Source organism: Actinophytocola sp., from assembly GCF_035942955.1.
In the GTDB taxonomy this organism is placed as follows: Bacteria; Actinomycetota; Actinomycetes; order Mycobacteriales; family Pseudonocardiaceae; genus DASYTH01.
Genome location: NZ_DASZCQ010000063.1, coordinates 1 through 11,210, shown reverse-complemented (window position 1 = coordinate 11,210; position 11,210 = coordinate 1). Strand labels below are relative to the sequence as shown.

Genomic DNA, 11,210 nt, shown 5'->3' with positions numbered 1-11,210 from the left:
CGACCCGCGGGTCGCGCTCTCCCTGACGCCACCCGGCAACCCGTTCCAGCCGGTCATCATCCGCGGCCGGGTCGTCGAGTGGCTCGAGGGCGACCCCGCCTGGGAGATCGTCGACCGGATCTCGACGAAGTACACCGGCGGCCCCTATCCCCGCGGCGAGGAGCGGGTCGTCGCGCTCATCGAACCCGATCGACAGGCCGTCGGCTGAGCCGCCCCGTCCCACGCCACGGATCTCGGCCGGCACGGTCTCGCTGAGGTGGTGATGGACAGCCGGTGGCGGGCGAATGACTGCTAGTGATCATAGTAGTTGCGAGATCAGCAGGCGTGACCGGACCGACGGCGGCGAATCGTCGTGGCGAGGATCCTCATCCGGCCGTGGTCGGCTCGAGGCCGCGGGCGCTGCCGGCCCGGTGCTCGCTTCGTCGCCCCAAGGATTGGTCGACTGATGGGTGGTTCCGTGCACGCGGCCTCGGTTCATCGGCTTGAGGAGTTCGGCCTCGTCGGGTGGAGTCGGCGGCGCCGGCTCGGCTGGTGCTGGCCGCGGGCGGTACGCCGGGCCACACCCCGGCGGGGACGGTGGGCAGCACGCCGGTGTTGTGGATCGCTGAGCCGTTCACTGTGGACGGTCGGAGCTTCTCGGCCAAGTCGGAGGGGCACAATCCCGGTGGCATCGCGTGGGCATCCTGCTCGGCAACCTGCTCACCGGAACCGCGCCGGACCTCGCCAGGGCCGCCGACCTGCCGGCGCTGCCATGGATCGCGCTCACACTCGCCGGCGCGATGTGCGTGGAGCGTCCGCAAGCTGGACACGACGGGACGCCTCGCTCCGCCGGGGCCGCGGTCGTCGACTAGAAGTTGTTGAGTCCCTTGGGTTTGGCGATCCAGAGGCCGGTGCGGGTGTCGCCGGCGCAGATCAGGTCGGGGCGCGGTGGCGCGCGGCCGACCGGTTCCGGGTGGCGGGGACCACGGCCGACGGTGGGCCGATCGCTGCGTATGCACGGGCTGGGCGGCCGGTCCAGCCGGCCGTACACCAGGCCGCGGCGCACCCCGGGTCCGCACCCGGCGGCGCATTCTCAAGGTGCGGCGATCGATGATCGACTGTTGTCCACGCCGGCCCGCGGCCGGTGCGGTTACCGGTGACTTCTGAAGCAGGCGCTAGAAGTCGTTGAGTCCCTTGGGTTTGGCGATCCAGAGGCCGGTGCGGGTGTCGCTGGCCAGGATGAGGTCGTGGGCGGAGTCGATGTAGACGCCCCAGACGGAGGCGGGGGAGCCGTCGGGGCGGGGTGGGGGGACGAACTGGCCGCGTTGCCGGGTGATGCCGGAGCCGGTCATGGTCCACCATACGATGCCGTCGGAGTACCAGGAGGAGAAGAACTGGTCGCGGCCGGTGACCTCGGTGTTGTGGTCGGTGTAGGCGCCGTCGGTTCGGGTCGACCGGCTGTTGGGAGTGGAGAAGGTGCCGAGGAACGCCGGCTGGGCGGGGTTGGTGTTGTCGTAGATGTAGACCTCACCCCAGCCGCCGAAGGCGGATTCCTCGCAGTCACCTGGGGAGAAGTCCTCGGTGTTGATGATCAGCCAGGCGCCGTCGTTGGCGAGCGTCATCGAGTGGTTGTCGGCGTCCTCGTCCGGTGGTGCGATTCTGGTCGTGCCGACCACGGCCGGCGCGCCGGGGGTGGTGATGTCGAGGTGCACCGTGCCGGCGTCCCAATAGGACACATAGACCGAGTTCCCGCCGTCGGTGAAGCGGGCGCTGTGCGCGAACTGGGCGGCCAGGCAGCCCACTCCGGTGCCGGGGGCCGCGTTGAGGGTCCAGTCGGCGGCCGTGCGCGGGTTGGCCGGGTCGGTGGCGTCGATCAGGTGCAGCGCGGTCGCCCCGTTGCTGCGCTGGTGGTCGATCAAGTTGCGGGCGCAGGCGACGAGCACGGCGCCGTCCCGGCGCTGGACGGCGTCGATCTCGTGGCAACCGATGGTTCCCTGGGGCAGGTCCCAGTGCGCGAGCAGGGCCGGGCGGCCGGGACGGGTCACGTCGAAGAGCCGAACGCCGGGTACCACCTCGGCTTCGTGGCCGCTGTTGAAGCACGCCTGGATGCCGACGACGGCGAGCGCGCCGGTGAACGTCGGGGTGCGCACGTCGAGCACGGTCACGTCCTCGGCGCGGGTGAACGGCGGGTTGGGCAGTTCACTCACCAGCCGCGGGTGCTTCGGTTGGGAGATGTCGACGACCTGAACACCGGCGCCGCCCTGGGCGGTGGGCGAGCACCGGCTGCCCACGTAGGCGAAATCGCCGTGGGCGTAGAGATCGCCGTAGTCGTTGAACCCGTCGAGCGGGGAGTGCCCGACGAACTTGAAGTTGTCCAGCACGGTTCCGGCCGGCGCCCGGGATTCCTCACCGTCCGATCCGGGTGGCGCCGCCGAGCCGGCGGGCGCGGCGAGTGCGAGAAGGGCCGCGGTGGACAGGCTCGCGACGACGGCAGTCCGTGCTCGTTTCATCCCCATACCTCCGGTTGCGCTGCGCGTGAAGAACGCCGATTCGGCCCGGAAACGCGGTACGAGGCTAGTCGCATTCCGGTGCGGTGCGCGATCCGAATTGCCTCAATTGAGCGGCGGTCAGTTGACGCGGACCGAGCAGGTGCCGTCGGTGTTGATGACGACGGTGGCCGAGACGCGGGTGCCCTTGGTGACGGTGACCGGGGCTCCGCACACCTGGCTGAGCGGGCCGAGGCCGTTGTCGCCGCTGGCCGGGCAGGCGTCGGAGCAGGGGCGGTTCCAGCTGATGACGCGGTAGTTGCCGACGGCGAGGTCCTGGGTCAACGCGATCGGGGCGTTGGGGTAGGTGTGCTCGACGATCGGTTTGGCGTCGGTGGTCTCGATCCGCAGGTACCAGGCGGTGCGCGGCGGCGCGGTGCCCTGCTGGCCGACGTCGAGGGTGCCGGTGGGTTGGTCAGCGGGTGACCCGCCGCAGCCGCCCAGCAGGGCGGCCGCGACGGGCACCAGAATGCGGATGCGGTTCACGAGGCCCAGGTGACGAGCGTGACGACGTCACCGGTGACGATCGTGGTGATGCCGGCGGTGTCGCGGCTGGCCGCCGTGCTGTCGTTGTGGTTGCCGTACTGGGCGGCGAGCTGGTTGTAGTCGTGGGTGTTGGGGTGCTGGTTGGTGCTCCAGTTGTTGGTGTAGTCCATGCAGGTGCCGAGGTTGGGGTTGGTGAAGTTCTCGTCCTGGTGGGCAAGGCCGAAGTCGTGCCCCACTTCCTGGCACATCACGCCTTGCCGCTTGGCTGAGTCGGCGCTGGCCAGGAAGGTGTCGTTCATCTTGGCGGTGCCGGTGGTGATGTGGTTGCCGCTGGTCACTCTGATCGAGGCCAGACCGGACCAGCCGGTGTTGCCGTAGGTGAAGTTGCAGACCCGGATGGCGCCGGACGGGAAGGCGCACTGCTGGCGGGCGGTGCTGGTGGTGCTGCTGGCGACGACGGTGTTCTGCAGGTAGGCGCTGCGGTTCCAGTCGCTGTTGGCGACCGACAGCGCGTTGCTCCAGTTCGAGGTGACGCTGGACAGGATGGTGAGGCGGGCTTCGCCGGATCGGGCCCAGTGGTAGCCGTTCCAGGAATGGCTTGCCGCGGCGGGCGTCGCGGTGAACCCGACGATCATGGCGGCGGTCACCGCCACGAACGCCGCGTGCCGAAGGCGCGGGCGCATGGTTCCTCCAAGCAGGGTGCAGGGTCCGCCACCGGAGAGGAGTGGCGGGTCCTTGGAGGCTAAGGATGTCCGCGTCGGCGGGTCAACGGATCGTTGGTGCGGAGAATTTCCCAACAGCGAACGGAAAAGTGAATCGGCGCGGATCCGCGAGCGGTAGTAGTACTAAAAGTCCACGTAGTGGCCTCAGCGGGACTTCGCGGCTCTGCGGCGGCGATGCGTGAGATAGCCGGCGGTGAGGATGGCGGCCTTGATCAGAACGAGCGCCAGGACGGCGTCGGCCGCCCAGGCTGTCCATTGTGGAGCGGCGAGCACGGCTCCGCCGAGCACCACGTGTGCCGCGATGGCCAGGACGGCGATCGCGATCAGGAGCGCGGTGCGGCGGCGACGGTGGGCGGCGTGCCCGGTGGGGGCGGCCGGGGCGCCGGTGGCCCGGTCCGGTGCGTCGGTCCGGTTCCAGGTCACCGTGAGCGGGTCGCGCCGGCTGAACCGGGTGAGGTTTCTGGTGATGAGCTCCTGCATGCGGTGCAGGGTCTCCTCGTCGTGGGCGTCGATGCGCAGGTTCAGCGCGTCCTGGGTGGCCCACAGGATGCAGGTGCCGCCGTCGACGCTGACCGTGCCGTGGGTGTCGGACCATTCCGCGGTGAGGTTGTTCGGCATCGCGCCGGCCCGCGAGTCCCCGGCCAGGTGGGCGGGGAGTCGGATCATGCGGTTGCGGCTCATTTGGCTGGCGTGGCGGCAGAGTTGGACCAGGAACCGGCTCGGGCGTTCGGTGGGCACGTGGGCTTCGACGGTCGGCATCGGGTCAGCTCCTGGTGAGTGCGGCCAGCCAGGCGCGGACGCCGCCGGGGTCGAGGGTGATGTCGATCGTGCCGGGTTCGATCGAGTCGACCCGCCATCCCCGGGCGAACGCGGTGGTGATGTCGTCCCGGGTGATCCGGTGCGGTCCCCAGTCGCGCGGTTCCCGATCGCTGATGCACAGCATGAAGTAGCGGCCGCCCGGCGGAAGCACGCAGCGCAGGCCGGCGACGAAGGCCGCACGGTCGGCGCCGTCGAAGATGTGGAACAGGCCGCAGTCGAGCACGGTGTCGAAGGACTCGCCGAGGTCGGCGAGGCGCCGGGCGTCGTGGCGGAGGAATCGCGCGGTGCGGCCGCGTTCGCGTGCCTTGTCCGCTGCGATGCGCAGCGCGGTCGCCGCGAGGTCGACGCCGGTGGCGTCCAGACCGAGCCCCGCGCACATGAGCACGTGCTCGCCGGTCCCGCAGCCGACGTCGAGCACCCGGCCGGTGAGGGCGCCCCGCCCGGCGAGGGCAAGGAAGGCCGGTTGCGGTCGGCCGATGTCCCACGGCGGCGGGCTGGCGTACAGGTCGTCCGGTCTGGTCGGGGTCGGGTGGTGGGACGGGCCGGCCATGCGCGGAGCCTCCGGAGTTATCGATACAATCTGTCTCTCTACGGACAGACTGTATAGGACATGTCAACCTGTATGATCGGGGGCGATGCCCAAGCTGTGGACCGAGACGATCGACGCGCACCGCCATGCCGTGCGCGAGGCGACGTTGGATGCCACCGCCGCACTGGTGGCCGAGCAGGGGCTGCGCGCGGTGACCATGTCGAAGATCGCCGAGCGGACCGGCATCGGCCGGGCGACGCTGTACAAGTACTTCCCGGACGTGGAAGCGGTCCTGCTCGCCTGGCACGAGCGGCAGATCGCCGGCCATCTCGCGCAGCTCGCCGAGATCCGCGACCGGGCCGCAACCCCCGGCCAGCGGCTCGACGCCGTCCTCGAGGCGTACGCGCACATCCACCGGCAGCGGCTGCAGCACCACGGGACGCACCAGCACGCCGAGTCCCACGACCCCGACATCGCCGCGGCGCTGCACCGCGACGAGCACCTCGTCCCGGCCGAGAAACGCCTGCACGAGCTGGTTCGGGACCTGGTCGCCGAGGCCGCGGAAGCCGGCGACGTCCGCGGCGACGTCTCGCCCGACGAGCTGGCCACCTACTGCCTGCACGCCCTCAACGCCGCCCGCAGCCTGGCGTCCCAGGCCGCCGTCCGCCGGCTGGTCACCGTCACCCTCTCCGGCCTGCGACCCCGGCCCAACGCCTGCCGGTAGCGAGGCGTCTGCGCGCATGCCGAAGCCCTGTTCCTCGGCGGGAGGAACAGGGCTGTCGACCGGGCTCTACGGCAGGGAGAACTCCTGGGTCTGCGGGTTGAGGTGGGACAACCTGATGGCGCCACCGGTGGCGTTGCCGCTGAGCCGGAACACGTTGAGGCCCTCGGTGATGCTCGACTCGTAGATGAAGTTGTTGTACCAGTACGACGACCACGCGCCGCCGAGGTCGGGCGGGCTGATCGCCGGCGGGTCGGACCAGCCGATCGTCACCGGGTGCGCCGGGTCGGTGAACTCGGTGACCCAGGTGCCCGCCTGGTAGTTCCCGCTCACCACGACGTCGCGGCCGTTGCGCAGCGGCACGACGTTGTAGTTGTGGATGGTGCAGTTCTCGGCCTCGCCGTCCTGCGGCCGGGGCAGCACCCACTGGCCGAGCTTGGCGCCGGTGTGGGCGTCGTAGAAGAACAGGCTCTTGTCGACGTTCGGGTCGGTGCTCTGGCACTCGGGCTCGGCGCCGCCGCCGGGCTCCCAGCCGAGCAGCAGGATCCGGCCGTCCCAGCTGAACGACGCGGAGTGCCAGCGGCCGTTGGTGCCCAGCTGGCCGACGCCCGGCTCGCTGATCGTGTACAGGAACTCCGGGTCCGCGATGCTGCCACCGGGATGCGCGTTCGCGCCGATGTCGTACACGTTGGCGGCGTCGGCGCTGGCGCAGGCGGCCAGGTTCACGCTGCCGAGGATCGCGCCCATGTCGTGGCAGCCGGTGCGGACGGCGGTGATCGGCCCGGCCAGCGGCTCGCGCCGCAGCAGGTTCGCGTTCTCCGGGTGCGCCAGCGGAACCTCGATGACGTCGATGAAGTCACCGAGCAGGTCCTCCTCGGCGCGGATGCCGCTCGTGCCGCAGCCCGAGCTGCTGGAGTTGTTGCTGTAGACGATCAGCCGGCCGTTGGCGAGGTCGGGCACCGGCGTGAGGGTGTGCGAGCCGCACGGCAGCTCGACCGAGGCGATCAGGTTGGGGTTGCGCAGGTTGCTGAGGTCGAAGACGTGCACGCCCTCCCAGCCGGCCGGCACGGTCTGCCCGTCGCAGTCGCGGGCGGTGGTCTTCTTGGAGTTCCACGATCTGACCAGAACGTCGCCCCACACCGCGATGTCGCCCTGGTCGCCGTTGCAGCGCTGGTGGACGATCTCCGTGGGGTGGTCCGGATCGGCGATGTCGACGATCCGGAACCCGTCGTAGTTGCCGTGGAAGGCCAGGTTGCCGCGGAATGCGATGTCGGAGTTGACGTGCCGGACGCCGTCGGGTTCGCCGAGGAACGTCGCCGGGTGCGGGCTGTGGCCCTTGGCGTGCATGTTCTGCGTGTGCGGATTGGTCGCGTGGTCGGCGAGCGCGGTCGCCGGGGCGACCAGGGCGCTCGCCAGCACCACTGCGCCGAGCCCGCGGCGGATGCTTCGGGACATGCGACAAACTCCTGTCGACGTTGACGGTGTGCCTGTGTCGATTCCGTCCCGAGGGAGAGTCGCACCGCCGGGCCGGACGTGACAACGGTCCTCGCCCGAAAGGACCAGAGCGTGGCCGCATAGCGGCCGCCCGCACCTACCGAAGGTAGTAGGTGCGGGCGGCGACCGTCGTTCCCGTCACATGTGCCAGGTCCAGACACCGCCGTCGCCGAAGCCGACGATGTCGGCGCGGCCGTCGCCGGTCAGGTCGGCCAGGAACCGGGGGTGCTTGTCGACCCGCCAGCCGCCCGCGTTGTAGGCGAAGTTGGCCACGACCAGTTGGGGCGCCTGGAAGGTGCCGTCGCCGTTGTTGCGCGACACCAGCACTCCGGCGTTGCCGAAGCCGACGACGTCGGCCCGCTTGTCGCCCGTCGTGTCGGCCACCAGCCGCGGATGCAGCTCGACGCGCCAGCCGCCGGCGTTGTAGCCGAAGTCCGCAATCACCAGCTGGGGCGCGTGGAAGGTGCCGTCACCCTTGTTCAGCGACACCCACACGCCGGCGCCACCGAACCCGACGATGTCCGCCCGGCCGTCGCCGGTCAGGTCGGCGAGGAACCGCGGGTGCAGCTCGACGCGCCAGCCGCCCGCGCTGTAGGCGAAGTTGGCCACGACCAGTTGGGGCGTTTGGAAGGTGCCGTTGCCGTTGTTGAGCGATACCCACACGCCGGCGTCGCCGAAGCCGACGATGTCCGCGCGGCCGTCGCCGGTGAGGTCGGCGAGGAACCGGGGGTGCTTGTCGACGCGCCAGCCGCCGGCGGTGTAGGCGAAGTTGTCGATGACCATGGTGGGCGTCTGGAAGGTGCCGTCACCCTTGTTCAGCGACACCCACACCCCGGCGTCGCCGAACCCGACGATGTCCGCCCGGCCGTCGCCGGTCAGGTCGGCCAGGAACCGCGGGTGCTTGTCGACCCGCCAACCACCCGCGCTGTACCCGAAGTTCGGCACGACCAGCCGGGGTCCACTCGTGTCGTATGGGCGCGGGATCACGACGGAGGGATGCTTGTAGGTCTTGGGGTCCTGCTGCCCCTCCGGCGGCGCCCACGGACGCACCGTCGGTGGAACTCCCGACCAGGGCGGGATCGCGCCGCTGAGACCGGGGTCTCCGCTCTCCGAACCGTACACCGTGGCCGGATCCAGCCGTTCCGGATGCGCGGGATCCAGTTGCCACAGCGCGAAGAGCCGGTCGACGTTCGAGTGGAGCAGGAACACGAACGGGTCGCGGAAGGACGTGTGCTGGCTGCCCATGTTCACGAAGCCGTGCATGGCGTTGTGCACCATCTCCAGCCGCGTCCGCATCGTCGGGTAGTCCGCGGCGCTGATGATGGACGTGTCCCCGGACTTCGACGCCGGGCTCCCGGAGACCGACCGGATCACGCTGGCCGGCGGGTCGGCGGCGGTGCCGTCGGCGTCGTCCCGGTGTATCGCCGCGTTGGGCACGTAGTAGCCGGCCTTCAACCACGGCTCACCGATCGGCGCCGGCACGCTTCCCCCGTAACCCATGAACGTGTCGGTGAACAGGTTGAGCGTGCCGGTGGCCCCACCCTCCAGCTTCGCGTTCGGGATGGCCCGCGGGTCCTGCGTCCAGTCCCAGTAGTGCAGCGACAGCTGCGGATCAATTTCGCGCAGCATGTCCTCCAGCCGGTTGACGATCTCACGATGCCAGGGAAGGAACTCCGGCCCCCCGTGCACGTGCGTCGCCTGGTGGATCTCATCCTGCTTGAACCACCAGCTCACGCCGCCGGGAATCGGGTCGTCCCGCTCGCCGGGGAACTTCCTTTTGGCCAGCTCGATCAGCGCGTCGCGAAATCGCGCCCGCTCCTCGGGCTCGACATACGCGATATTGCGCCGAATTCCATCTCCCAGAGCCACATCGTCTCCTGTTCACGATCACATACGGTACGCGCCGCCGGCTGGTCCGCCGTCCCCGCTCGAACGCCCACGCGGCAGCAATGAGTTAGTTCGCGCGCCACCGACGGTTCGTTAGGGGCGGCGCGGGACCGGCTCAATAGCCACCACTATTGAGCCTCGTAATGAGGCTGGTCGGGTGATTGACCCGACATGCGTGCGGGTGGAGGTTGGGGGTCATGAAGGGCAAGCCTCGATCCCGGCTGTTCGCTCCCGGCCTGTGCCCGCTGGTGCTGCTCGGTTCGCTGCTGACCGCACCGGCAGCGCCGGCGGATGTGGTGGTGGGTCCCGGTGGGCACGTGCCGGGCACGTCGCGGAACTTCGTGCAGGTGGGGCACGCGCCGCTGGCGAACCGGGGGATGAACGCGGCGCTGGCGGTGTTCGGAAGGTACGTCTACGTCGGCAACCGCACCGACGGGTCGGCTCGCTGCGGTGCCGGTGATCCACGGATTCCGGTCAGCGGCCCGGACTCCTGCCCGCACGCCGCCCCCGGCATCCAGGTGGTGGACACGCTCAACCCGTTCCGGCCGCGGGTGGTGGGCGAGTTCGGCGCCGAGCTCGCGACCGGCGCCAACCTGGGACAGACCTCCCGGGAGATGCGCGTGCTGCCGGACCAGCGGCTGCTGGCGGTGATGTACTTCCGGTGCAGCACGGTGATCCACGCCTGCCCGCCGAGCCCGGACGTGTGGAGCATCCGGTTCTTCGACCTGGCCGCCGACCCGGTGAACCCGCCGCTGCTGGCCACGTACGTGCCGTCCCGCAAGCCGCACGAGATGTTCCTGTGGACCGATCCGCGCCGCACCGGCCGGAGCCTGCTGTTCCTGTCCACCCCTACCTCTTCAGCCGACCCGGCCGTGGCGAACCTGGTGGTGACCGACGTCAGCCGGGCCCGCGAGGGTGTGTTCCCCGAGATCGCCAGGGGGAACTGGAACAACCTGTACCCGGGTGCGGAGGTCCCGGCCAACTACGACAACGACCTCGCGCTGCACTCGATGGCGGTGACCGTGGACGGCAACCGCACCTACCTTGCCTACCTGCGTGGGCATTTCCTGGTGCTGGACACGTCCGACGTGGCGGCCGGGCGGATCCCGCCGGGTGGGTTGTCGCTCAACGACAAGCTGTTGACCCCGGTGGAGAACCGGCCGCGGTGGGGCACCGCCGACGGCGGCTGCCTTGACGAGTGCGCGGAGTCGCACTCGGCGGTGCCGGTGCCGGGGCGGCCGTTCGCGTTCACCGTCGACGAGGTGTACGGCACGTTCACCGCGCCCAGCTTCGGCTGCCCGTGGGGCTGGACCCGCACCATCGCCGTGTCCGACCCGGCCCGGCCGCGGATCGTCGGCGAGTACCGGACCGTGCCCAACACCCGGGAGTTCTGCGGCTCACCCGGCGACGATCCGGCCACCGAGCAGTTCACCAGCTACTCGTCGCACAATCCGACGCTGACCCGGAACCTGGTGATCATGGCCTGGCACAGCAGCGGGTTGCAGGCCATCGACATCGCCGACCCCGCGCGGCCCACCCAGGCCGGCTGGTTCTCCCCGGCCCCGCTGGCCACGGTGGCCACCGAGGACCCGGCGCTGTCCCGCGGCCCGAACAAGGTCGTCATGTGGAGCTACCCGATCATCCACAATGGACTGATCTACGTCGTCGACGTCCGCAACGGCCTCTACATCCTGGCCTACACCGGCAGACGCGCGCTCGAGGTGGCCCGGATCCGCTTCCTGGAAGGCAACTCCACCCTCGGCGACGCCGCCCGGCTCGACCGCTGAGCACCGGTCGGGCCGGCGGTCTCACGAGATCGTGCTGCGGAAACCCCGTAGCCGCAGGGAGTTGGTCACCACGAACACCGACGAGAACGCCATGGCGGCGCCGGCGAGCATGGGGTTGAGCAGGCCGAGCGCGGCCAGCGGCAGGGCGGCGACGTTGTAGGCGAAGGCCCAGAACAGGTTGCCCTTGATGGTGCCGAGGGTGCGGCGGGACAGCCGGATGGCGTCGGCGGCGGCGCGCAG

Annotated in this window: 12 protein-coding genes and 1 pseudogene; 4 read left to right on the top strand and 9 right to left on the bottom strand. The window is 70.2% G+C overall.

Translation table 11 applies throughout. The annotated features are described in order from the left end of the window. Together VGX25_RS06700 and VGX25_RS06695 are read left to right on the top strand one after the other, a co-directional pair. Positions 1-208, top strand: a pseudogene (locus VGX25_RS06700) (PPOX class F420-dependent oxidoreductase); the annotation flags it as partial. 466 nt (positions 209-674) lie between these two features. Next, complete coding sequence (locus VGX25_RS06695) at positions 675-851, top strand: hypothetical protein (protein ID WP_326916732.1); 177 nt, start codon at positions 675-677, stop codon at positions 849-851. Here VGX25_RS06695 and VGX25_RS06690 read toward each other — a convergent pair. The 6 genes from VGX25_RS06690 to VGX25_RS06665 all read right to left on the bottom strand — a co-directional run bounded on the left by VGX25_RS06690 (position 848) and on the right by VGX25_RS06665 (position 5,102). Next, positions 848-1,045 (bottom strand): hypothetical protein, encoded by a 198-nt coding sequence (locus VGX25_RS06690; RefSeq protein WP_326916731.1) that lies wholly within the window; start codon positions 1,043-1,045, stop codon positions 848-850. The two genes, VGX25_RS06695 and VGX25_RS06690, sit on opposite strands and share 4 nt — an antisense overlap. Positions 1,046-1,154: 109 nt before the next feature. Further along, positions 1,155-2,489 (bottom strand): hypothetical protein, encoded by a 1,335-nt coding sequence (locus tag VGX25_RS06685; RefSeq protein WP_326916730.1) that lies wholly within the window; start codon positions 2,487-2,489, stop codon positions 1,155-1,157. A gap of 117 nt (positions 2,490-2,606) precedes the next feature. Then, positions 2,607-3,011 (bottom strand): hypothetical protein, encoded by a 405-nt coding sequence (locus tag VGX25_RS06680; protein WP_326916729.1) that lies wholly within the window; start codon positions 3,009-3,011, stop codon positions 2,607-2,609. Further along, the gene (locus VGX25_RS06675; protein ID WP_326916728.1) at positions 3,008-3,694 is read right to left on the bottom strand and encodes a hypothetical protein; all 687 of its coding nucleotides are present in this window, start codon (positions 3,692-3,694) and stop codon (positions 3,008-3,010) included. Before VGX25_RS06675 ends, VGX25_RS06680 begins: the two co-directional genes overlap by 4 nt. Before the next feature lie 183 nt (positions 3,695-3,877). Beyond that, complete coding sequence (locus VGX25_RS06670) at positions 3,878-4,492, bottom strand: DUF2218 domain-containing protein (protein ID WP_326916727.1); 615 nt, start codon at positions 4,490-4,492, stop codon at positions 3,878-3,880. 4 nt (positions 4,493-4,496) lie between these two features. Further along, entirely contained in the window at positions 4,497-5,102 is a 606-nt protein-coding gene (locus tag VGX25_RS06665) for a class I SAM-dependent methyltransferase (protein ID WP_326916726.1), read from the bottom strand. 85 nt (positions 5,103-5,187) lie between these two features. On the opposite strand from VGX25_RS06665, the gene VGX25_RS06660 reads away from it, so the two are divergent. Then, positions 5,188-5,805 (top strand): TetR/AcrR family transcriptional regulator, encoded by a 618-nt coding sequence (locus VGX25_RS06660; protein WP_326916725.1) that lies wholly within the window; start codon positions 5,188-5,190, stop codon positions 5,803-5,805. A 66-nt stretch (positions 5,806-5,871) separates the two neighbouring features. On the opposite strand, the gene VGX25_RS06655 is transcribed toward VGX25_RS06660, so the two are convergent. Continuing rightward, on the bottom strand, positions 5,872-7,257 hold the full coding sequence (locus VGX25_RS06655; RefSeq protein ID WP_326916724.1) for a hypothetical protein: 1,386 nt from the start codon (positions 7,255-7,257) through the stop codon (positions 5,872-5,874). Positions 7,258-7,434: 177 nt separating this feature from the next. Beyond that, positions 7,435-9,165, bottom strand: coding sequence for an FG-GAP-like repeat-containing protein (locus tag VGX25_RS06650; RefSeq protein WP_326916723.1), 1,731 nt, complete (start codon positions 9,163-9,165; stop codon positions 7,435-7,437). Between the two features lie 215 nt (positions 9,166-9,380). Between VGX25_RS06650 and VGX25_RS06645 the strand changes: the two genes are divergently transcribed. Further along, positions 9,381-10,970: a hypothetical protein gene (locus VGX25_RS06645; RefSeq protein ID WP_326916722.1), complete on the top strand. Its 1,590-nt coding sequence runs from the start codon at positions 9,381-9,383 to the stop codon at positions 10,968-10,970. Between the two features lie 21 nt (positions 10,971-10,991). Here the strand turns inward: VGX25_RS06645 and VGX25_RS06640 are convergent. Next, positions 10,992-11,210, bottom strand: a 219-nt coding sequence (locus VGX25_RS06640) for a hypothetical protein (protein WP_326916721.1), incomplete at its 5' end; no start/stop codon positions are given.

Coding starts and splice junctions, on each gene's coding strand:
- VGX25_RS06645 (WP_326916722.1), top strand. CDS start 9,381: ATGAAGGGCAAGCCTCGATCCCGGCTGTTCGCTCCCGGCCTGTGCCCG.
- VGX25_RS06665 (WP_326916726.1), bottom strand. CDS start 5,102: ATGGCCGGCCCGTCCCACCACCCGACCCCGACCAGACCGGACGACCTG.
- VGX25_RS06675 (WP_326916728.1), bottom strand. CDS start 3,694: ATGCGCCCGCGCCTTCGGCACGCGGCGTTCGTGGCGGTGACCGCCGCC.
- VGX25_RS06660 (WP_326916725.1), top strand. CDS start 5,188: ATGCCCAAGCTGTGGACCGAGACGATCGACGCGCACCGCCATGCCGTG.
- VGX25_RS06670 (WP_326916727.1), bottom strand. CDS start 4,492: ATGCCGACCGTCGAAGCCCACGTGCCCACCGAACGCCCGAGCCGGTTC.
- VGX25_RS06685 (WP_326916730.1), bottom strand. CDS start 2,489: ATGAAACGAGCACGGACTGCCGTCGTCGCGAGCCTGTCCACCGCGGCC.
- VGX25_RS06655 (WP_326916724.1), bottom strand. CDS start 7,257: ATGTCCCGAAGCATCCGCCGCGGGCTCGGCGCAGTGGTGCTGGCGAGC.